Source organism: Methylosinus sp. sav-2 (genome assembly GCF_004366495.1).
Lineage (GTDB): Bacteria > Pseudomonadota > Alphaproteobacteria > Rhizobiales > Beijerinckiaceae > Methylosinus.
Genome location: NZ_SOEJ01000001.1, coordinates 380,479 through 402,833, shown reverse-complemented (window position 1 = coordinate 402,833; position 22,355 = coordinate 380,479). Strand labels below are relative to the sequence as shown.

Genomic DNA, 22,355 nt, shown 5'->3' with positions numbered 1-22,355 from the left:
CGCGCGCAATGAATATATCGGCGCCTTTCATCGAGCGGCCCGTCGCCACATCGCTGCTCGCCTTCGCTCTGCTGATCGCCGGCGCGCTCGGCTTTCTGCGCCTTTCGATCGCGCCCCTGCCGCAGATGGACTTCCCCACCATTCAGGTGACGACGCGTCTGCCCGGCGCCAATCCGGATACGATCGCCGCTCTGGTGACGGCCTCGCTCGAGCGGCAGTTCGGACAAATACCGTCGCTCTCCTCGATGTCGTCGCAGAGCTCCTTCGGCCTCTCGCAGATCACGCTGCAATTCGCGCTGGATCGCGACATAGACGCCGCCGCTCAGGATGTGCAGCAGGCGATCAATTCCGCAGCGTCGACGCTGCCGCGCAATCTTCCCTATCCGCCGATCTACGCCAAGGTGAATCCGGCGGACACGCCGGTCATGGCGCTCGCGCTGCGCTCGCCGACCGCGAGCTTGCGCGATCTCTCCGATCTCGCCGACACGGTGATCGCGCCGCGCCTGTCGCAAGTCGCGGGCGTCGGCCGCGTGTCGGTGGAAGGCGGCGTGCGTCCCGCCGTGCGCATAAGAGCCGATCTCGCGCGGCTCGCGGCCAATAATCTCAATATGGAGGATTTGCGTCAGGCGGTCGCCTCCGCCAATATTTCCGGCGCGAAAGGCGCGCTCGACGGCGCGCGGCAATCCTATACGCTCGACGTCAACGATCAGATTCTCGCCGCCGAGCAATATAAGACGCTGGTGATCGCCTGGCGCAATGGCGCGCCCTTGATGCTGGGCGACGTCGCCGATGTCATCGACGGGCTCGAGGATTCACGCGTCGGTGCCTGGTTCGACGGCGAGCAATCTGTCGTGCTCGATATCGTGCGTCAGCCCGGCGCCAATATCATCGACACTGTGGAGCTGGTGAAGCGGCAGCTGCCGTTTCTGCGCCGCGCTCTGCCGGCCGGCATGACGCTCGATATCGTCTCCGACCGCACCGACACGATTCGCGCCTCCATCGCCGACGTGGAATTCACGCTGGCGCTCTCGGCCGCGCTGGTCGTGCTTGTCGTCTATCTTTTCTTGCGCAGCGCGCGGGCGACGGTCATCGCCGGCGTCAGCCTGCCGCTCTCCATCATCGTGACCTTCGCGGTCATGTGGGCGGCGGGCTTCTCGCTCGACAATCTCTCCTTGATGGCGCTCATCATAGGCGCGGGCTTCATCGTCGATGACGCCATCGTCATGATCGAGAACATCGTGCGCGGCATGGAGGGCGGCAAGACGCCGCTGCGCGCCGCGCTCGACGGCGCGCGCGAGATCGGCTTCACCGTCGTCTCGCTCACCGTCTCGCTCATCGCCGTCTTCATTCCGCTGCTGTTCATGACCGGCGTCGTCGGTCGCATGTTCCGCGAATTCGCGCTGACGCTCACCATCGCCGTCGTCGCCTCGGCGGTGATCTCGCTCACGCTGACGCCCATGCTCTGCGCGCGACTGCTGCGCGGCGGCGGGGCCCATCGCGCGGCGGGATTCTCCGCGCGGCTCGATCGCTTATACGAGACGACGCTCGATTGGGCGATGTCGCGTCAGCGCTTCGTTCTGATGCTCACCGGCGCGACGCTCGCGCTCACCATAGCCGCCTCCGCCGATGTGATCGCCGATCGGCTCAAGAAGGCGATGGATCGCGTCCCCGGCGTCACTGCCTATGCGCAGCCGGTGCAGGACATTCAGATCACGACGCGCGCGAGCCGCTCGCAATATCAATACACGCTCACCTCGGCCAATCGCCGCGAGCTGATGGATTATGCGGCCAGGCTTCTCGCCAGGCTGCGCGACGAGCCGGCGCTGCGCAATGTCGCGGCGGAGACGCAGGACGGCGGCTTGCGCGCCTTCGTGCGCATCGATCGCGAGAAGATGGGCCGCCTCGGCATTTCGGCGCAAAATGTCGACGATATTCTCAACGACGCTTTCGGCCAGCGGCAGGTCTCCACCATTTATGGCCAGGCCAATCAATATCGTGTCGTGCTGGAGGCGGCGCCGCAATATTTGCGTGGGCCGCGCGCGCTGGAAAAGCTCTATGTCTCTGCGCCCGGCGGCGGTCCGCAGACGCCGCTCGGAAGCTTCGTGCAGATAGAGGAGACGACGGCGCCGCTCTCCGTCGCGCATCTCGATCAGTTTCCCGCGGCGACGATCAGCTTCGATCTTGCGAGCGGCGTCTCGCTGGGCGCGGCGGTGGACGCCGTCTCACGCGCGGAGCGCGAGATCGGCCTCGCCGGCGCGGTTAGCGGTGTCTTCTCCGCAGACGCAGCGGAATTCCAAAAATCGCTGGAGAGCGAGCCCTGGCTCATCCTCGCCGCCGTGCTCACCATCTATGTGGTGCTCGGGGTGCTCTATGAGAGCTTCGCGCATCCTTTCACCGTGCTCACCACATTGCCTTCGGCCGGCGTCGGCGCGCTGCTCGCGCTGATGATCTTTCGGCTCGACATGTCGATCGTCGCGCTCATCGGCGTGCTGCTGCTGATGGGTATTGTGAAGAAAAATGCGATCATGATGATCGATTTCGCGCTCGAGCTCGATCGCGACGGACTCTCGCCGCGCGAGGCGATTGTCACCGCCGCGCGGCTGCGCTTTCGCCCCATCATGATGACGACGCTCGCCGCTCTGCTCGGCGCGCTGCCGCTGGCCCTCTCGCATGGGCCGGGCTCGGAGCTGCGTATTCCGCTCGGCGTCGCCATCATCGGCGGGCTGCTGCTCTCGCAGCTGCTCACGCTCTACACGACGCCGGTCATCTATCTCGGCGTGGAGAGGCTGCGCGCGCGGCTCGGAGGTGGCGCGCCTCCGCCGGATTCGGGCCGCGTCGTCGCGCTGCGCAGGGAGGCCGCGGAATGAATATTTCGGAGCCGTTCATTCGTCGTCCCGTCGGCACGACGCTGCTGGCCATAGCGCTCTTCGTCGTCGGCTGCGTCGCCTATCTCTTCCTTCCGGTCGCGACGCTTCCCTCGCTCGAATATTCCTCCATCAGCGTCTCCGCCAATCGGCCGGGCGCCGATCCGGCGCCGATGGCGGCCTCGGTCGCCGCGCCCCTGGAGCGGCAGCTCGGCGCCATAGCGGGCGTCAATGAGATGACCTCGGCGAGCTGGACGGGAACCACCCGCATCATCGTGCAATTCGACATGAGCCGCAGCCTCGACGCCGCGGCGCGCGACGTGCAGGCGGCGATCAACGCCGCGCTCACCGATCTTCCGTCGGACATGCCGCAACGGCCCTTCTTGCGCAAATCCACCGATGCGCTGGAGCCGGTGATGATTCTGGCGCTCACCTCCGAGACGCTGCCGAGCGGCGTGATCTTCGATGCGGCCGATTCCATCATCGCGCAGCGCATCGCGCGCGTTCCCGGCGTCGCGGAGGCGCGCATCGCCGGATCGGAGCAGCCGGCGATCCGCATTCAGCTCGATCCGGCGCGCCTCGCCGCCATGGGCGTCGGCATAGACAAAGTGGCAACGGCGATCGCTACGGCCAATGTGCGCGCGCCGGTCGGCTCGCTCGACGGCGACGAGCGCAGCTGGACGATCGAGACCAATGATCAATTGACGACGCCGGAGGATTTTCGCGGCATTGTCGTCTCGGCGGAGAAGGGCGTCATCGTCAGGCTCGGCGATGTCGCCAATGTCGATCGCGGCGTGCGCAACCGCCTCGCCGCCGGCTGGTACAATGGCCGGCCGGCGGTGCTCATCAATGTCGCGCGCCAGCCCAACGCCAATGTCAATGAGGTGGTGGAGCGCATCAAGGCGTTGCTGCCGGAGATGGAGCGCTGGATTCCCGCCGGCGTCGATATCGGCTTTCTCTCTGATCGCACGCAGACGATCCGCGCTAGCGTCGGCGAGATTCAGCGCACGCTGCTGCTCTCGGTCGTGATGGTGATGGGCGTGGTCTTCGTCTTCCTGCGACGTGCGACGCCGATGATCGCGGCAGGCGTCACTCTGCCTCTGTCGCTCATCGGCGCTTGCGCGGCCATGTGGGTCGCGGGCTATTCCATCGACAATCTCTCTTTGATGGCGCTCACCGTCTCAGTCGGCTTCGTCGTCGACGATGCGATCGTGATGATCGAGAATATCGAGAGCTGGGTGGCGCGCGGCAAAAGCCGTTTCGAGGCGGCGCTGATCGGCGCGCGGCAGATCGGCTTCACCGTCGTCTCCATCTCCATGTCGCTCATCGCCGTCTTCATCCCGCTGCTGTTCATGGACGGGCTGATGGGGCGCTTTCTGCGCGAGTTCTCCTACACGCTCGCTTCCGCCATTCTCATTTCCACGATCGTCTCGCTCACGGTGACGCCCATGGTCTGCGCTTTCGCGCCATGGGGCGGGAAAGGCGGAGGCTCGCGTTTCGATCGCATCGTCGAAGGCGCGCTCGACAGAATCGTCTATTGGTATGGCCGCAGCCTGCGCCCCGTCATCGATCATCCGCGGCTGACGCTCATCGTCATCATCGGCACGATCGGCTGGACAGCCTATCTCTATCAGGCGATTCCGAAGGGCAATCTTCCGCAGGACGACAATGGCTTCATCAATGGATCGAGTGAAGCCTCGCCGGATGTCTCCTTCGCGGAGATCATGCGGCTGCAGAAGCAGGCGGAGGCGATCATCTCCGCCGATCCAGATGTCGTTGGCGTCGGCTCGTCGGTCGGCGGCGGCGCGCTCACCGCCGCGCTCAATCAAGCGCGCTTCAACATAAGGCTCAAGCCGCGCGAGGAGCGCAGCCTCTCCAGCAAGCAGGTGATCGCGCGGCTGCGCAAGGAGCTCGCCAAGGTCGCGGGGCTGCAAGTGATGCTGACGCCCTCGCAGGATGTGTTCCTTCACGCGCGCTGGAGCGCCTCGGCCTATCAGTTCACGCTGCTCGACGACGATGTCGCCGAATTGACCGAGTGGGCGCCAAAAGTGTTGGCGCGCATGCGCAAGGTTCCGCAGATCGTCGATGTGACGAGCGACCGCCAGCAGGGCGGCCTCGGCGCCAAGGTCGTCGTCGATCGCAACGCCGCCTCGCGAATGGGCGTGCCGATCTCGGCCGTGGACGCCGCGCTCAACGGCGCCTTCGGCCAGCGCCAGGATTCGGTGATCTATGGCGAGCGCAATCAATATCGCGCCGTGCTGGAGACGCCGCCGACGCGCCAGCGGGATCTGCGCGATCTTGCTGGAATCTACGTGTCCAGCGCCTCCGGCGGACAGGTTCCGTTGAGCGCCATCGCGCGCTTCGAGCGCTCGACCATGCCGATGGTCGTCAATCATCAAGGCGCCATGCCGGCCGTCACCATCACTTTCAATCTGGCGCCGGAGGAGACGCTCGAAGCGGCGAGCCAGGCCGTGGAGCGCGCCTTCGTCGAGATGAATCCGCCGAGCGGGCTGCGCGGCGAGCTCGCCGGCGAGGCGGGCGACGCACGCAGAGTGGGGCGCAGCATGACCATATTGATCGTCGTCGCTCTGCTCGCGGTCTATATCATTCTCGGCGTGCTCTATGAGAGCCTTGTGCATCCCGTCACCATCATCTCCACTCTGCCGGCGGCGGGGCTCGGCGCGCTGCTGTCGCTGCAGATGTTCGCGGTGGAATTCTCGATGATCGCCTTCATCGGCATTCTGCTGCTGATCGGCATTGTGAAGAAGAACGGCATAATGCTCGTCGATTTCGCGCTGATCGCCGAGCGCGAGGACGGGCTTTCGACGCGCGACGCGGCGCTGCTCGCCGCCAAGGAGCGCTTCCGCCCCATTCTGATGACGACGCTCGCGGCCATGTTCGGCGCGCTGCCTCTGGCGTTCGCCGGCGGCATTGGCGCGGATTTGCGACGGCCACTCGGCGTCACCATCGTCGGCGGCCTACTGCTGAGCCAGATTCTCACGCTCTACACGACGCCGGTGATCTATCTGCTGATGAGCAAGGCGCGACTGCCGTTCCGCCGCGCGGAGCCCGGCGCGCTCGCGCCAGCGCGGCCGGAGATTTCCTCGTGACCCGAGATCGCCAGCGCCTGTCTTCATGCGCGGCCTGCGTCCTCCCACGCGCCACGCGCGGCTCTATCGCTTCTTCGGCGCGATCGGGCGCCGCCCTTCCTTGGGCCTGCGTTCGCGCTTTTTTGCGCTGCTTCGCCAGAATGTCATGGCGTGATGGGATAATTTTCATCTACGTCCGATCGATCGGACGGATTGCCAAAATAAATCTTCTGGGCCAGTCTTGCGCTCGTCGCATTCGGTGATTGTCGGAATTTGCTTGTGCCGAGCATGTGGTTTTCTCGGGATGCGGCAGGCGCGCCACGACGAATGGGCGCAACTGCCGGGGCCGGGCTTCGCGCCCTCTGGAATCATATCATTCGGCGCCGTGAATTCGCCGCGCATCGGCCGGGCGGATTCGGCGTGGCGCTCGCGGCCGTCGCCTTGCTGACGTGTTTCGGCTCGCAGGCCTCGGTCGGAGAGCAGGTCGGCTCTGCGTCCTTTGATACGGCTGCGCAATTCTCGGCTCTCATCGGCGGCCTCGCCGCCGCGATGGCGGTGGCCGCGGCCTTGGCGGCGCTCGCCCTGCTTGGGCGCCTTCGCTTCCGCTCCGAGAGGAACGCCGATTTCTACGCGGGCGACGCTTGCGCGCGCATGCTGTGGGAGAATGGGCCGGTCGGCGCCTTCTGCTGGGAGGAGGGCGGCCAGGTGACGGAAGCCAACGACGAATTTCTCCGCATGACCGGCTATGAGCGCGACGATCTCGGCGCCGGCCGCATTGATTGGCGGGCCGCCACGCGGCTGCGGTCTCCGGTCGAGAACAGCGTCGAGACGGAATTCATGCGCAAGGACGGCGCGCGCGCGCGGCTGCGGCTCCGCTTCGTCGCGCTCGACGAGCGGGGCGGGCGCGGCGTGGGTTTCGCGCAGGACGCGGCCGAAGCGCAGGAGCTGCGCCGGCAGGCCGAGCGGCTGAGGGGGCTGGAGCTCCGGGCCGTCGGCTTCGCCCATGATATCAATCAGCCGCTCACCGCCGCGGCCGCCTATCTCCAGGTTGCGCGCCGGCGCGCGACGCTCGGCGGCGGCGCGCAGTCGGAGGAGCAGCTCGCCGCCATGGACCGCGCCGGCGCGCAATTGTATCGCGCCGCGCGTCTCGTCGGCGATTGGCGCGAGCTTTTCACGCATGAATCATGCGCGTCGACGGAGATCGCGCTGCATCCACTGATTCGCGAAGCATGGGAGACGCTGCGCGGCGATCTCGGCGAGACGGTTTCCGCCGAGCTACGTCTGTGCGCCGAGCGCGATCTCGTGATCGGCGATCGGGCGCAGATCGAGGAGGAGGTGAGCGATCTCCTGCGGGCGGCCGCGCAGGCGGCGATCGCCACGTCCCATCGCGAATTGATCGTCGTCACATCGACGCGGGGCGGCGAGATCGCCATCGAGATAAGCGACGCCGGCGCCGCGTCTATCGCGCCGTGTCGCGATCCGCGCGCTGCCGCAGAGCCGGCGAGATCGCGTGCGCTCGTCGAGGCCGACGGCGTGCGATTCTCGTCGCAGAAAGAGGATGGCGGAAGCTCCGCCTTTCGGCTCTCTCTCCCTTTGGCGGACTGAGCCTGTGGATAATGGGGGCGGCTGGCCGTAGCCGCTCGCCTGTCATCGGGAAATGCTCATAATCTTTCGCCCTTCGAAACAAGGGGCCGCTCACGGCTGTGCTGAAGCATATCCTAATCTCAGGGCAAGCCGCTGAAAGTAAAAGCTCTCGTCCGTGTGCTTAGTATTAGTACCAAGCAATACCACCACAAGTAATAATCCTATGGTATAAGTACTAGTGTTACCTACGAGACACAGGCGTCGTCTTTCTGCTCGCGATCTATATTAGGTTGTTTCCTTTACGATCGGAGCGCGCTAAAGAAGAAGGGTAGTCGATCAATAGTGAATCAATTATTCACCCGACGGAATTTGCAACGGCGCAGGGGTTCGGCGTCTGCCGAACCCCTTTTTCATGACGATCCGTCGGGCGCCGCAGGTTGCGGCGCCCGTTTTCTTTTGCAGAAGATCATCGTGTAATCTGGAGATAATCGCTCGCGGCGCGCCGCGAAGGCTCGCCCTGCGCTCATATGTTTTCGACAGCGCGATCCGATCATTGGACCGGATCGCGCTGTCGATACTCGCCTTGCATGCGCGTTTTGATGCGGTTTCCGGCTGAATGCTTCGGCGCGCGCCTTCCTTCTCCCCGCGAGCGGGGAGAAGGAAGGCGGCGAAGGCCGCGCCAGCCGATCCGCCGGAAACCGTATGAGCGATCGAGGAGCCCTGCGGTTCAACCCGATCAGAGGCCCTGCGGACGTCCGGCGATCGACACCAGCAGCTCGCCGTCGCCGAGCAGGCGCTTGGCCACCCGGCGGGCGTCGTCCAGCGTCACCGCGTCGATACGGCCATTGCGCTCGTCGAGATAGGAGGGTGCAAAGCCGTCGAGCTGGAGATTGACCAGCTGGCCGGCGATCTTCGTCGATGTGTCGAAGCGCAGCGCATAGGAGCCGGTCAGATATTTCTTCGCCTTGTCGAGCTCGTCCGCGCTCGGCCCCTCATTGGCGAGATCGGCGAATTGGGCCTGGATCACCTCCAGCGATTCGCGGGCGCGCTCGTTCTTCGTCGCCGCGCCGCCGACCAGCATGGCGCATTTGTCATATTCGTTGAGATGCGAATAGACCGAATAGGCGAGACCACGCTTCTCGCGCACCTCGTTGAACAGGCGCGCCGTGAAGACGCCGCCGCCGAGGATGTGGTTGACCACCACGGCGCCGAAATAATCGGGATCATGCCGCTGCATGCCCGGACGGCCGAAGCGGATCGCCGATTGCGGCACGTCGAGATCGATGATGCGGCGCTCGCCGAGCGCGTGAATGTCGATCTCGGGCACGGGGGTGAGAAGGCTCTGCGCCGGCAGGGCGCCGAAGATCGCGTCCAGCTTGGCGGCGAGCGTCGCCGCGTCTATGGCGCCGACGACGGCGATTTTCAGATCGCTGCGCGTCAGCAGGCGAATCCTCAGCGCGTCGAGATCGTCGCGCGTCAGATTTGCGAGGCTCTCGAGATCGCCGCGCACCGGCCGCCCATAGGGATGGTCGGGGAAGGCGGCCTCGCGGAAGGCTCTAGCGACCAGCGCATCGGGATCGTTGGCGTCGCGCTTCAGCCCGGCGGCGATCTGGCCGCGCACGCGGTCGATCGCCTGTTGCTCGAGCCGCGGCTCGCAGAGCGCGACGCGCAGCAGCTCGAAAGCCTCGTCGCTGTTGCGGGAGAGCGTCTGCATATGGCCGGAGATGGCGTCGCGGTCGCAGCCGAAGCCGAGCCGGATCGCCAGATCCTCTATGGCGAGGTGGAAAGCGCGGGCGTCATAGGGGCCGGCGCCCTCGTCGAGCAGACCGGCGAGCAGCGTCGCGAGACCCGCCTTGCCGGCCGGGTCCTGCGAGGCGCCGCCGCGCATGGCGAATTCGAGCGCGACGAGCGGAACCGCATAGCTCTCGACGAGCCAGGCTTCGATCCCGCCGGGCGTGACGACGCGCTGAATGGTCTCGGCGCGGCTGCGCGCAGGCGCGATGGCGTGGGCTGTCATTGATTTACGCTCCGATGTCAGGCGGCGAGCACGGCGTCTTTGGCTTCGGCGTCTTTGGCTTCGTCCTGGCCCTCGGATTCGAGGAAGCCGGTGACGGCGCGGCGCTTCTGCAGCCATTTGCGGGCCGCGGCGGCGAGGTCGGCGGCGGAGACGGCGTCGATGCGGTCCGGCCAGGCGGCGACATCCTCCACCGCGAGGCCGGTGGCCAGCGATTCGCCATACCAGCGGGCGAGCGAGACCTGGCTGTCCTGCGCATAGACCGCCTCGGCGACGAGACGATTCTTGGCGCGCTTCAGATCGGCCTCGGCGATCTCGGCGGCGGCGAATTTGTCGATCACCGCGCCGATGGCGTCGTCCAGCTGCTGCAGCGAGACGCCGGGCGCCGGCGTGGCGAACACCCAAAAGCGGGTGTCGTCCAGCGCCGAGCCCATGTAATAGGCCCCGGCGTTGACCGCGAGCTTTTGCTCCACCACGAGAGAATCATACAGCACGCTCGACGGCCCGCCGCCCAGCACATGGCCGAGAACTTCCAGCGTCTCGGCCTCGCCGGGCGCGCCGGTCGTGTAGGACGGCACGAGGAAGACGCGCTCATGCGTCGGCTGCTCGACCTTCTCGTCCGCGAGCGTCACCAGACGATGGGCGCGCGGCTCCGGCTCGCGCGGGCGCTTGCGGCTCGGCGCGTCGTCGCGCGCGGGAATGCGGCCATAGCTCGTCTCGGCGAGCGCGCGCACGGTCTCGAAATCCACGTCGCCGGCGACGATGAGTATGGCGTTCTCCGGCGTGTAGAAGCGACGATAATAATGCAGGGCGTCCTCGCGGCCGAGCGTCTCGATCTCATGGCCCCAGCCGATGATCGGCGTGCCATAGGGGTGATGCGGGAACAGCGCGGCCTGCACCGCCTCGTCGAGCTGGGCGGAAGGGTCGTTCTCGGTGCGCATGCGGCGCTCCTCGAGCACCACCTCGCGCTCCGGCCCCACAATCTCGTCGGAGAGGACCAGATTCGTCATGCGATCGGCCTCGAACTCCATCAGCGTGCCGAGATGCTCCTTGCCGATCCGCTGGAAATAGGCCGTGTAGTCATAGCTGGTGAAGGCGTTCTCCTGGCCGCCGAGCTCGGAGACGAGATTGGAGAACTCGCCCTGCGGATGGGCGTGCGTGCCCTTGAACATCAGATGCTCGAGGAAATGCGCGATTCCCGACTTGCCGAGCGGATCGTCGGCGGAGCCGTTGCGATACCAGACCATATGGGTGACGACCGGCGCGCGGCGGTCGGCGATGACGACGATCTCCATTCCATTGGCGAGGCGCGAATGGACGACCCCGGCGGCGGCGCTCTCGCTTTTGGCGGCTCCGGCGCGCGCGTCGATCTTGGCGGAGGCGGGGCTGGCGGCGTGATCGGCCGCGATCGCCTCGGCCCCCGGCTGTGTCATCGGCATGATAATCTTTCCTCGCTATAGCGCGTCCGGCGCTCGGGCGTGTGCTGAACGGCAAGAACGGTCCGACCGAACCTCGGCCCGGCCAAGAGAATTCGGCGCCAGTTCGGCCGTGGGCTTTCCCCCGGACGCTTCGACGGAAGCATTCGATCTATATAAGCGTGAATGCGAGGCATGTCAGGCGCCGCGCGCGAGAGGGCGCGGCGTTGCTGGGCCGCATCGCTTTGTCGATGAATGGCGAGCAGGCTGTACGACTATACCCGTTGTGAGGGCGTCGCCGGACGCTCCGCGCCAGCGTTGCCGCAGCTGAAGCTCTCATGGCATCATCTCCCCCTCGAATCGTCAAAATTCGACGGCGCGGCGGCCAATGCGCCGCGACCGAAGCGCCGCAAGGGGGGATCGCATGGCTTTCACACGACGTTCTTTTCTGGCCGGTCTCGCGGCCTGCCCGTTCTGCGCCGCCGCGGCCCGCGCCGAGGGGGCGCATTGGACCTATGACGATGCGCAGCATTGGGGCGCGCATGACGAGGCGGCGAAGGCCTGCACGCTGGGCGCGGAACAATCGCCGATCGACCTCGCCGATGCGGTGAAAGCCGACATTCGCCCGCCCAAGCTCGGCTGGAAGCCGCAGGCTTTCGAGATCGTCAACAATGGCCATACGATCCAGGCCAATGCCGCTGCCGGGAGCGGCGTCGCCGAGCTCGGCGGCCGCAAGTTCGAGCTGAAGCAGTTCCATTTCCACACGCCGAGCGAGCACGCCCTCGGCGGCAAGCGCCTCGCGATGGAGGCGCATTTCGTCCACGCCGGCGACAATGGCGATCTTCTGGTGGTCGGCTCCTTCCTCGTCGCCGGCGCGCCCAATAAGGCGCTATCCGCGCTGATGGCCGCCGCGCCGAAGGAGGAGGGCAAAGCTGCGCTGAAGGCTCCGGTCGACGCCTCCGCTCTGCTGCCGAAGGGAAAGAAATTCTTCCGCTACGAGGGCTCGCTGACCACGCCGCCCTGTTCGGAGGTGGTGCATTGGAATGTCTTCGCCGAGCCGGTGGCCGTGGCGAAGGCGGACATAGACGCCTTCAAGACGCTGTTCCCGATGAACGCCCGCCCGCTGCAGCCGACGCATCGCCGCATCGTGCTGAGCGGCGGCTGAGCGGTGGGGCGCTGGATCGGCGGCTCAGGAGCCGCCGAAAAGGCTGCCGATCATGCCGATCGGATTGGTCCAGCCCGGCTTTTCCTCCGCTTCCTTCACGCCTTTGCCGCCCGCCACCTTCTGGCGATAGGCCTGCGGCGGCTCGGTCAGATAGGAGCGGGTCGAGGCCTCGCCGGCGCCGCGCGTCTTCGGGCCGGTAGCGGCGCCCGGCTCGTCCGCGTCTGTGGCGATGGTGCAATGGCCGTCCGAGGCGGCGACGAGGCATTTGCGCGGGCCGTCATGCTCGCCATTCTTGGAGCCGGCGACATTGGGATTCTCGTTGAGGCCCGGCTGGCGCGCGGGAGCCGGCGCGCCTTTGCGGCGCGCGATCTCCTGATCCACCGGCCAGGAGGCGGGGCGCTCGGTCTCCGCCTGCGGCGAGGGGAGCCCCTGTCGATTGGGCGGCACGACCAGCTTGGGATGCTCGCGGAAGACGATCTTCTGGCTCTCGTCCTCGTCGGAATAGACGCCGATGAAGCCGAGCACCGAGGTGAGCGTCGATTTGTCGTCATAGGCCGCGGCCGGGACGACGCCCGTTCCGCCGAGAAACACGAGCGCGAGCCCGACGCATGCCGGCGTAAGACGCAGAGAGGCTGTCGCCCGTTTCATCGCCCAGATCTCCTCCCATGGGCGCGGCCCCGTCCGAGCGCGCGCGATTCCCAAAGAGCCGAATTGTTACGGCCAGCTTAACGGCATTTTAGAGGCGTGTGAGGCTCCGGGCCAGCCGAAATCGACGCTGTTCGCTATCCGGCGGCCGGGGTCGGCCGCGCGGCGCCGGTGCGAAAGCTCTCCAGCAGCAGCAGGACGACGCCGAGGAAAATCGCCGCGTCGGCGACATTGAACACGTAATTGGCCAGCGGTCCCACCGGCAGGGCGGTGTGGAAGAAGAAGAAATCCGCCACCGCGCCGCGCGTCAGCCGATCCGCGACATTGCCGAGCGCCCCGCCCACCACCAGGCCGAGCGCCGCCGCGGTGAGCCGCCGCGGCGCCCGCCATAGCCAGTAGCCGAGGCAGCCGACGATCGACAATTGAAAGGCGACGAGCAGCGCCCGCGTCGGCTCTGTCTGCGAGGAGAGCAGCGAATAGGAGACGCCGAAATTCCACGACAGCACGAGATCGAGAAAGGAAGTGAGCCGGATCGGTTGGCGCAGGCCGATGTCGAAGACATGCAGCATCCAGAATTTATGCGCCTGATCCAGCGCCAGAGCGAGAACCACCGCCACGAGGCCGAAGGCGCGAGGGGCGGAGAACCAGGGGCGATAGACCAAGGCGCTTCCTCTCATTTCGACGAAATGGTCACGCCCGAGGCGGCGATGAAGGGATAGACGCAATCGCCGAAATTCACGACCTCTTTCGAGACGGCGTGAATATCTTGCAGCAATTGTTGGAAATTCCCACTCACCATGGTCTCGCTCGAGGCGTGCCGCACCTCGCCGTCCTCGATATAGAACGAGTTTTTGGCGATTCCAGAAAAATCCAGATTGTCATTGGGCGCGCCGCCCGAGAAGCGGGAGAACAGAATTCCGCGCTTCACCCCGGCGATCATATCGGCGAGGCTCGTCTCTCCCGGCCGCACGCGGCTGTTGCGCACGCCCGCCGTCTGCGGCAGACCGAGCTTGCGCGAGAAGAAATAGCCGATGAGGAAATCCTTCAGCACGCCATCCTCGATGATCGGCAGATCGCGCGTCGGCACGCCGAATTCGTCGAAATCCGAGCCGTCCACGAAATCCGCGGAGCGCGGGGCGTTGTCGAGCGAGAACAAAGGGCTGGCGATGCGCTCGCCACGCTTGTCCTTGAACGGCGAGGAGCCGGCGAGCAGGGCGGGGCCGGAGAGCGCGCCCGCAATGGAGGGCAGCAGCCCGGTGAGGCAATGCGGCGTGACGATCACGTCGCCGACGAATTTTCCCGTGACCGGCCGGCGCTCCAGCGAGCGCTCGCATTCCGCCATCAGCCGCCCGACGCCGGCGGCGTCATAGAGCGAGGCGAAGGGCGTGAAGGACCTTCCCCCCGCCGCGTTGAAAGATGTGGTGAGCGCCCCGTCCTTGGCCATGAACATGGCGCGAAAGCCGTGACCACCGCGCCGCTCGCGCTGGCGCAGCCCGTTCGAATTGGCGAATTCCGTCTCATGGTCGGTGAAAGTGTAGAGGCTGTCGCGCAGCCGCAGCAGCGGATGGCGCGAGGGCAGGCTCGCCAGAAACTCATCGACCTGCGCGCGCATGGCGGCGCGGTCCGGCTCCGAAGGGCCGTGATCGCCGGGCGGCAGCGAGGGCGCCGCGGCGATGTCGTTCGCGGGATCGGCGACGCCCGCTTCGGCCGCCGTGGCCGCGGCGGCGATCGCAGCCTCGACCTCCTCCGGCCGGCGGCCGTTGAGCGTCGCGCCGCCGCGCTTGCCGTCGCGGAACACGGTGATCATCGTCGTCTCATTCTCGGTGGAGCGCACGAGATCGACGCTGCGATGATCGAATTCGATCTCGAAATAGCGCGTGCGGCTGCTCAGCGCCTGCGCGGCTGTGGCGCCGGCCGCTTTCGCTCGCGCGAGAATCTGGTCGAGAAAATCATCCGTCGGCGCGCTCATCCGCGTCCTCCCAGAGTGACGCGGCATTTGATCGACGGGCCGCCCATGCCGACGGCGATCACCTGCTTCTTGCCGCACCAGCCGCCGCCCGCCGACCAGTGGAAATCATCGCCGACATGGGTGACGCTCTTCAGCATGTCGAAGGCGACGCCGGAGATGGTGGTGTCGCGAATGGCGCGGCCGAGCTTGCCGTCGCGAATCTCATAGCCGCAATTGACGCCGAACATGAATTCGCTCGTCGCGTCCGCCTGGCCATTGGTCGAGCGCTTCAGATAATAGCCGCGCTCGATCGCGCCGATCATGTCGGAGAGCTTGTCGTTTCCCTTGGCGATGCAGGTATTGCGCATGCGCACCAGCGGCTCGTCCTGAAAGGAGAAAGCGCGCGCGTTGCCGGCGGGCTCCGCGCCCAGCATTTGCGCGGTGCGCTTATTGTGCAGAAAGTTTTTCAGCACGCCATTCTCGATGATGGCGACGTCGCGGCACGGCGTGCCTTCGTCATCGACATGAATGGCGAAGGAGGATTTGCCGTCCGGCCCGCGTCCGCCATAATCGCCGAGCGTGATCTTCTCGCTCGCCACCAGCTCGCCGAGATGGTCGCCGGCGACCGAGCCCGCGAGCACGAGATCGGCCTCGCAAGTATGGCCGATCGCCTCATGGGCGAGAATGCCGGCGAGCGCGGAATCGAGCACGACGTCGTGATCGCCGGCCTCGCATTGGCCGCCCTCGGCCTTGCGCCGCAAATTCTCGTGCAGATCCTCGAGCCAGGGCGCGAGCGTCGCCTCGTCGAAGGATTGATCCTCTATCTCGCCGAAGCCGCCGAGAATGTCATAGAGCTCGACGATTCCGTCATTGGCGGTGACGCTCATGGAGACGACGAGCGCCGCGCGCGGCACGAAGGAATAGGTCGCCGCGCCGTCGCTATTGGCGAGAATCTTCTCGCTCGCATGGCTGGACAGCGAAATATCGACATTGACGAGGCCCGGATAGCGGGCGCGGATCGCCTCGTCGAGCCGCCGCACGATATCGACGCGCTGCTCGGCCGAGAGCGGCGCGCGCGTGCTGCGATAATCATAGCTTCCGCTTCCGGCCGCGGTGGAGAGCGCGCCGCTCGCGGCGTGGCCGCCGGCGAATTCGGCATTGTCCTTGGCGGTGGCGATAACGGCGGAGAGGCTGGCCTCGTCATCGGCGGGCGCGGCGGCGAAGCCGAAGGCGCCGTTGCGATAGAGCCGAGCGGAGACGCCGCTGTCGCGCGAGCGTCCATTGGCGAGCAGCACGCCTTTGCGCATCATGATGCGGGAGGAATGATTGGCGTGCCAGCGTAATTCCCCATAGGCGGGCAATTGCGCCGCGCGCGCGACGAGCCGGTCGAGCATGTTCGCGGCCTTTCGGGTGAAATGAGCTTCTAGCGGCAATATAGCGGAACGCGGCCGCGAGTGGAATGACGGCCTATCGGCCGCGGTCTCGGACCATCATTTGCGAATAGCGGCGCCCCGTCAATATTCCCATTCGACGCCGACGCCCAAAGACGATTTGCCGTCGACCTTGGTTTCGCCCTTCACGCGGACATTCTTGGTGACGTCCACGCCGACGCTGACGGCGGTCTGCTCCGGCTTGGCGCCCGTGCGCACGCCCACGCTGATATTGTCGGAGATATAGCGCGAGGCGCCGACCGTCGGCCCGCTGGACCCGCCGGCCTCGAGATCGAGCGAGTCGACGCCGAGCGCCTTGCGCATTTTCTCGAAAGCGTCGACGCCGGTTCCGGCGCCGGAGAATTGCGCGAGAGCCGTGGCGAGCTGCACCGCCTGAAAGGCCGACAGCGAGCCCGACGCCTTGGCGAAGAGCAGGCGCGAGAGCACCTCGTCCTGCGGCAGCTCCGGCGAGGAGGAGAAGGAGAAATTCGGCAGCGAGGCGGGGCCGGAGACGCCGATCTTGGCGGTCACGTCGCTGGCCGTCGTCTCGGCGGTGAAATCGAGCTGCGGAACGAGGCCGCCCGCGAAGCTCAATTTTCCGCGCGTGAGATCGATGCGCTGGGTCAGCAATTGCAGCTTGCCGCGGCGCAGATCGAAAGCCCCATTGACGGCGGGCTTTTGGATCGTGCCATTCAGCTTCAGCTCGCCGCCGAATTCTGCGTCTATGCCGCGTCCGCGCACGAAGATGCGATTGGGCGCGGCGAGCGCGAGATCGATCGTCGCGTCGAAGGGCGAATGCTTGGCGGCGCGCGCTTTCTCCTTGGCCTCCAGCGCCAGCATCTCTTTGGCGAAAGCGCGCGGCGAAATATGCACCGCGCCGCGCGGCGCCTGAAAGGAGGCGGGCAGGCGATCGGGAACATTCACCTCCATCGTCGTCAGCGTCACGCGGCCGGAGACCTTCGGCGAACGGGCGAGCGGGCCGCCTATGTCGAGATCGAGATCGGCGGTGGCGGAGACGAGATCGCTGCTGACGAGCTGCGCATTCTTGGCCTTGATGCGAATGGCGCCGGGCATGCCAGCCTGCGGCTCGACGGCGATATTGCCGGTCGCGGCGATCTGCCCGCCATTTTTGGTCAGCGCCGTCAGGCGCGTGATGGCGATCTCGCGTCCGTGGCCGTCGAGCTTGGCGTCTATGTGATCGAGATAGACGCCGTTCAGCGGATCGGAGAAGGAGCCGTTGGCGAGCGTCACGCCGCCTTCGATCGCCGGCGCCGAGACGGAGCCGGCGATGCGCAGATCGACATTGGCCTTGCCGCGCAGGCTCTGGCCGTTGACGGAGAGCGCGGTGTCGGCGAGCTTGGCGTCGGCCTCGCCTTTGACCTTCAGATCGAGCGCGCCGGCGGCGTCGATCGGCGCCGAGCCCGTGATGGCGAAGCGCCCGCCGGCTCCGAGCGCGATCGTCGCGTCGAGGCTCGTGCGCGCGCCGGCGAGCGCGCCACGCGCGTCTATGTCCAGCGGCGGCAGGCCATTGCTGCGCAATTGCGGGGCGGAGAGCTTGGCGACCTTTATCTTCCAATCGCCGCTCGGCGATTTCTTGTCGCCGGTGATGCGCGCCTCGGCGTCCAACGCGCCCTCGAGCGCGAGGCTGGCGTCGGCGATGGAAGCGATGGAGAGCGGCACGCTCCGCGCTCTCGCGGTGAGATCGAGCCGCTCGCCGATGGTTCCGTCTATGTCGAGCCGGCCTGCGCCGACAGCGAAGGCGACGCCTTTCAGCTCCACCGCGCCGCCGCCGAGGGTGACGCTCGCCGGAGCGGCGAGGGCGATGCGCTTGCCGGCGCGTTGCGCCGACAGCGATTGAATGTCTAGCCGCGTCTTTTCGCCCGGCGTCAGCGCCGCGCGGCTCGCTATGGCGAAGCCTTCCGCATCCACTGCGAGATCGAGCGCCGTGGCGGCGCCGGCGGGCGTCGCGGTGAGACGCGCTTTGGAAATGGTCTTGCCGCCGACATGGAGCGCATCCACGGCGATGTTTCCGTCGAGCGCGGGTCGGCGCAGGAGATCATGGCCAGAGAGCTTGGCGCTGAGCTTCTCGATTGTCGTGTCGGCGGCGCGGATGCGCGCGCCCTGCGCGTCGATCGATATGTTCTGCGCGCCTTGCGCCGCGTCGAGGATGATATCGGCCTTCAGCGCGCCGGAGAGCTTGCGCAGAGCGAGCGCCGAGAGATCGTCGAGATCGGGCGCGACGAGAGAGAGGCGCCCGCTCGCGAGGCTTTGCGCATCGAGCGTGAGCGCGCCGTGGAGCGCCGCGCGGCCGACGGAAAGATCGAGATTGTCGATCGTCCATCCGGCGTCCTTGCGCGCGTTCAGCTTGCCGCGCGCGGGGCTGCCGTCTATGGCGCCGTCCAGCGTCGCGGTCGCGGCGAGCGCGCCGGTGAGATCGCGCGCGGCGCCATGCAGCGCGAGCTTTTGAATCGCATGGCCGTCGAGATGCGCGCCTTCCAGCAGCGCCTCGAAATCGGCGTTGGGCTTGTCGGCGGAGCCGGTCGCCTTCACCGAGATTTCTGCGCGGCCGGAGAGGCGCGGATCGGCGGGTTTCAGATCGGCGATCGTGACCTTCGCGCCGACGTCGAGCGCTTCGCGCATCGCGGCGCCGTCGATCTTCGCGGAAACATGTTCGCCGCGCAGCGAAAGGCCTTCGAAGCGCAGCCCGCCGCCGGGAAGCGACGCGACGGCGCCGCCGAGCGCGAGACGTTTGCCGAGCAGCTTCTCGAGCGCAGGCGCGGAGAGCGCCGGGGCGGCGAGCGTTCCGCTCAGAATCGCGCTGATGCGCTCATCCTTTGGAACGCCCTTCAGCGCAATGGCGAGATCGAGCGGGCGCAACGCATCTTCGGCGCTCGCGCGGCTGCGGATGGCGATATCGCCCTCGAGCGCGCCATCGTCGCGCAGAGTGGCGGCGCCGGCGAGCTGCGTTACGCCGTCGAGCAGCGGAACTGCGGCCGGCGGCAGCAGCGGGGCGAGGCGGACGCCCATGTCGAAATCGAGCCGCCGCGCCGCATCCTTGTGAATGATGCGCGCCGCGCCTTCGGCGCCGATCTTCTCTCCAGCCTTGGCGGCGAGATGCGCGGCGAAATCGTCGAGCGTTCCTTCGCCGGTCAGCGAAATATCGACGGGCGGCAGGCCGGGCAGAGCGGCGAGGCGGGCGATGGCCCCGCCCTCCGGCTCCTGCGCCATAAGGGCGAGCGTGATCTTTTGGCCGCCCGCCGCGACATCGGCTTTCGCCGTAATGGCGCCCGGCGCGTCGAGCCGGCGAATGTCGAGCGAAACATGCGCGCCTTTGTCGAGCGCCGCGTCGCCGGTCACGGTGAATTTCGCTGTGGTTCCGAGAACGGGCGCGCCGAGCGACAGTGTTTCCAGCGCCAATCGGCCGAGGCGTATGCGCACAGGCAGATCGGGGAGCGAGAAGCCGCCGCCGCTCTTTTGCGTCGTCGCCGCAGCGCGCGAGGGCGCCGGGAGGCGGGCGATATCGATCGCGCCAATGGCGAGCTTCTCTATATCGAGGCGCAGCGAGAAGAGCGCGGAAGGCGACCAGTCCAGGGCGATCTGATCGATCTTCAGATAGGGGCCGTCCCTATCGGCGATGGAGATATCGCGCAGCAGCGGATGCGCCGACAGCGGGTCCTCGAAGGCGCCTATGTCGATCTTCATATCGGGCGAGGAGGCGGCGCGCGAGACGAGATCGGCGAGGAAGCTCTTGCCCTCGCGCGTCTGCATCCGCAGCGTGAGCGTTCCAGCGACGGCGAGCAGCAGCAGCGCGCCGAAGGCATAGGCGAGAATGCGGCGAAAGCCCATCAGAACGACTCCCCGACGCCGATGAAGATCGCGAATTTATTCTCGCCGGGACGCCGGCCGAGCGGCGTCGCCACATCGAGGCGCACCGGGCCTATCCCTGTGTAATAGCGCAGGCCTATGCCGACGGAGGAGCGCATGGACGATTGGAAGTCGGGGAATGGCGACGAAAAGGCGGAGCCTATGTCGTAAAAGGGAACCACGCCGATATCGCGCGTCACCTTTATGCGCGCCTCGGCCGAGCCTTCGAGCAGGCTGCGTCCGCCGACCGGAAAGCCGAGTCCGGCGTCCGGGCTCAGCGAGCGATAGCGATAGCCGCGCACCGAGCCGCCGCCGCCAGCGAAGAAGCGATGGCTCGCCGGAATATTCTCTATGCTCGCGCCGACGATGGAGCCCGCCGCCATGCGGCCGGCGAGCACATACCAGCCATCCTCGTCCAGCGATTTGTAGCCGGTGATCTGCGTCTTCGATTGCACCATGCCGACGCTGTCGCCGAAGGCCTTCACATAAGGCGTGACATTGGCGATGGCGCGAAAGCCGTTGGTCGGCGCGAGGAGATCGTCGGTTCCGTCGTAATTGGCCGAGAGCGGAAAGCCGAGCAGCGAATAATCATGCGGGCCGAAAGCGTCGAACGTATGCCCGCGCTCGAATTCGAGCCCCGCCTGCACGGACGCCGTGTCGCTGAAGCGATGGCGGATCGCCGCCGTGGCGTTTCCGAACGCTGCCCCGTAATAGTCGGTCCTCTCGCGCACGAAGCTCATATCGAGCAGCAGATCGTTGCGCGAGCCGAACAGAGCAGGTTTCACGAAGCTCGCCTTGGCGCGGCCGATGACGTCTCTCAGGCGGATCGAGGAGAGGCCCTTGTAGCTCGCCGCGCCGCCGAAGGGGGCGAGGCCGCCTTCGACATCGAAGCGCAGCCGCTCGGCGCCGCCGAAGAGATTGCGATCGGTCCAATAGGCGCGCAGGCCCGGCCCATCGACATTGGAGAAGAAGGCGTCCGCGCCCACCGCATGTGGCTTGCGCTCGCTGGTCTGCACGAGGATCGGCAGATTGCCATTGGCGTCGAGCTTGTCGCCATCCTCCGCCTTCACCGAGCCGACGGCCTCGAGGCGGCCGATGGATCTGCGCAGCTCGGCGAGCTTCTTCGGACTATAGGTCTCGCCCTGCTCGAGATAGATGTAGGAACGAATGACGTCCGGATCTATGCCCGGCGAGCCGCTGGTCCTCACTTCGCCTATGCCGGCGCGCGGGCCGGGATCGATCGTCACGACGACATCCATCGCCTTTTCGGGGTGGATGATCGTCGGCTTCGCGGTCGCCACTTTGGCGAGCGGATAGGAATTGGCGCGCAGCGCGTCGACCCAGGCGGTCTGCATGGATTGCAGGGCGGCGGCGCGCGCCGGCTCGTCCTTGTTGCGCTCCAGCGATTTTTTGGAGAGCAGCGCTTCGTCGAGCGGCTTGCCGCTGCGGGCGTCGAGAAGGACGACATTGCGCAAATGGAACAGCGGGCCGGGGACGATCTCTATGCGGATGGGCGCCAGCGCCTGGCCGCGCAGCCGCTCGGCTGCGGCGGCGGCGACATCGGCGCCATGGCCGTCCGGCCGCACCGGGACGCCGGCGACTGTCGCCTTAATTTCCGCGTCATAATAGCCGCTCGCCCATAGCGCCTCGGCGAGGCGCGGAAAATCGGCGACCACGCGCCGCGCGAGGCCGGCGCCGGTCGGCGGCGCCTGCAGCCGCAGCCGCCATGTGTTGGAGGCGTCCTGAAGATTGCGCGCGAGGCCCTCCGCCTCGTCGAGGCCGCCGAATTCCAGAGTGTAGGGCAGCGCGTCGCGGCTCGGCTCCGGCGTCTCCTCGGCGGCGCCGAAGAGGCCGAAAAAATCGAATGCGCGGGCGGAGGAGGCGGCTTCCAGGCCGCCGAACGCCAAGAGCGCCGTCACGCCCAGAAAACGCTTCACGTATTTCACTTCGCCAACGACCCGAACCGAGGATTGCCACACCATAAGCGCAGCCTTGCAAGCGGTCCATCGCGTTAAGCTTAACAGCGCAACCTATGGTTAAGTAAGCCTTACCTCCCGCCGACGCGCGTCGCTATCGGGTTCACATATTGCGTATGCTACGCCGTCATGGCCGGGCTTGTCCCGGCCATCCACGCCAAGCCACTGAGAAACCGAATGAAAGCGTCCGCTATCGACGGATTTGATCTCGCGATTGGCGCCACCGTAGCTTCGGCGCCACACCAAATTTCTAAGACGCCTCGGCGTCCGGGCGTGGATGGCCGGGACAAGCCCGGCCATGACGTCGCGGGGGCGAGGGCGACGCGCGCCGGCGGGGCTCTGGTCGCGTCGGCGGCGGGGG

The 22,355-nt window shown here is 66.6% G+C and carries 12 protein-coding genes; 4 read left to right on the top strand and 8 right to left on the bottom strand.

Going from position 1 to position 22,355, the window contains the following annotated elements:
• Nucleotides 1-8 precede the first annotated feature (8 nt).
• The 3 genes from EDE12_RS01835 to EDE12_RS01825 all read left to right on the top strand — a co-directional run bounded on the left by EDE12_RS01835 (nucleotide 9) and on the right by EDE12_RS01825 (nucleotide 7,558).
• Nucleotides 9-2,867 (top strand): efflux RND transporter permease subunit, encoded by a 2,859-nt coding sequence (locus EDE12_RS01835; protein ID WP_026599871.1) that lies wholly within the window; start codon nucleotides 9-11, stop codon nucleotides 2,865-2,867.
• Entirely contained in the window at nucleotides 2,864-5,974 is a 3,111-nt protein-coding gene (locus tag EDE12_RS01830) for an efflux RND transporter permease subunit (RefSeq protein WP_036291303.1), read from the top strand. Before EDE12_RS01835 ends, EDE12_RS01830 begins: the two co-directional genes overlap by 4 nt.
• A 399-nt stretch (nucleotides 5,975-6,373) precedes the next feature.
• A complete protein-coding gene (locus EDE12_RS01825; RefSeq protein ID WP_166671817.1) occupies nucleotides 6,374-7,558 on the top strand; it encodes a PAS domain-containing protein in 1,185 nt (394 codons plus the stop codon).
• Nucleotides 7,559-8,273: 715 nt separating this feature from the next.
• On the opposite strand, the gene EDE12_RS01820 is transcribed toward EDE12_RS01825, so the two are convergent.
• Together EDE12_RS01820 and EDE12_RS01815 are read right to left on the bottom strand one after the other, a co-directional pair.
• Complete coding sequence (locus tag EDE12_RS01820) at nucleotides 8,274-9,554, bottom strand: pitrilysin family protein (protein WP_026599873.1); 1,281 nt, start codon at nucleotides 9,552-9,554, stop codon at nucleotides 8,274-8,276.
• Between the two features lie 17 nt (nucleotides 9,555-9,571).
• A complete protein-coding gene (locus EDE12_RS01815) occupies nucleotides 9,572-10,990 on the bottom strand; it encodes a pitrilysin family protein (RefSeq protein WP_026599874.1) in 1,419 nt (472 codons plus the stop codon).
• Between the two features lie 400 nt (nucleotides 10,991-11,390).
• Here EDE12_RS01815 and EDE12_RS01810 point away from each other — a divergent pair, with 400 nt between their 5' ends.
• Nucleotides 11,391-12,131: a carbonic anhydrase family protein gene (locus tag EDE12_RS01810; protein WP_026599875.1), complete on the top strand. Its 741-nt coding sequence runs from the start codon at nucleotides 11,391-11,393 to the stop codon at nucleotides 12,129-12,131.
• A gap of 24 nt (nucleotides 12,132-12,155) precedes the next feature.
• On the opposite strand, the gene EDE12_RS01805 is transcribed toward EDE12_RS01810, so the two are convergent.
• From EDE12_RS01805 to EDE12_RS01780, 6 genes are all read right to left on the bottom strand, one after another.
• The gene (locus EDE12_RS01805; protein WP_026599876.1) at nucleotides 12,156-12,779 is read right to left on the bottom strand and encodes a hypothetical protein; all 624 of its coding nucleotides are present in this window, start codon (nucleotides 12,777-12,779) and stop codon (nucleotides 12,156-12,158) included.
• Nucleotides 12,780-12,913: 134 nt separating this feature from the next.
• On the bottom strand, nucleotides 12,914-13,438 hold the full coding sequence (gene lspA / locus EDE12_RS01800) for a signal peptidase II (RefSeq protein WP_026599877.1): 525 nt from the start codon (nucleotides 13,436-13,438) through the stop codon (nucleotides 12,914-12,916).
• Nucleotides 13,439-13,449: 11 nt separating this feature from the next.
• Entirely contained in the window at nucleotides 13,450-14,745 is a 1,296-nt protein-coding gene (locus EDE12_RS01795; RefSeq protein WP_026599878.1) for a metallopeptidase TldD-related protein, read from the bottom strand.
• Complete coding sequence (locus EDE12_RS01790; RefSeq protein ID WP_026599879.1) at nucleotides 14,742-16,118, bottom strand: TldD/PmbA family protein; 1,377 nt, start codon at nucleotides 16,116-16,118, stop codon at nucleotides 14,742-14,744. The genes EDE12_RS01795 and EDE12_RS01790 overlap by 4 nt, the downstream gene beginning before the upstream one ends.
• Nucleotides 16,119-16,238: 120 nt before the next feature.
• Entirely contained in the window at nucleotides 16,239-20,000 is a 3,762-nt protein-coding gene (locus EDE12_RS01785) for a translocation/assembly module TamB domain-containing protein (protein ID WP_026599880.1), read from the bottom strand.
• Nucleotides 20,000-21,955, bottom strand: a complete 1,956-nt coding sequence (locus EDE12_RS01780; protein WP_245275830.1) for an autotransporter assembly complex family protein — start codon at nucleotides 21,953-21,955, stop codon at nucleotides 20,000-20,002. Before EDE12_RS01780 ends, EDE12_RS01785 begins: the two co-directional genes overlap by 1 nt.
• Nucleotides 21,956-22,355 lie beyond the last annotated feature (400 nt).

Coding starts and splice junctions, on each gene's coding strand:
- EDE12_RS01790 (WP_026599879.1), bottom strand. CDS start 16,118: ATGCTCGACCGGCTCGTCGCGCGCGCGGCGCAATTGCCCGCCTATGGG.
- EDE12_RS01795 (WP_026599878.1), bottom strand. CDS start 14,745: ATGAGCGCGCCGACGGATGATTTTCTCGACCAGATTCTCGCGCGAGCG.
- EDE12_RS01805 (WP_026599876.1), bottom strand. CDS start 12,779: ATGAAACGGGCGACAGCCTCTCTGCGTCTTACGCCGGCATGCGTCGGG.
- EDE12_RS01785 (WP_026599880.1), bottom strand. CDS start 20,000: ATGGGCTTTCGCCGCATTCTCGCCTATGCCTTCGGCGCGCTGCTGCTG.
- EDE12_RS01820 (WP_026599873.1), bottom strand. CDS start 9,554: ATGACAGCCCACGCCATCGCGCCTGCGCGCAGCCGCGCCGAGACCATT.
- EDE12_RS01835 (WP_026599871.1), top strand. CDS start 9: ATGAATATATCGGCGCCTTTCATCGAGCGGCCCGTCGCCACATCGCTG.
- EDE12_RS01810 (WP_026599875.1), top strand. CDS start 11,391: ATGGCTTTCACACGACGTTCTTTTCTGGCCGGTCTCGCGGCCTGCCCG.
- EDE12_RS01815 (WP_026599874.1), bottom strand. CDS start 10,990: ATGCCGATGACACAGCCGGGGGCCGAGGCGATCGCGGCCGATCACGCC.
- EDE12_RS01830 (WP_036291303.1), top strand. CDS start 2,864: ATGAATATTTCGGAGCCGTTCATTCGTCGTCCCGTCGGCACGACGCTG.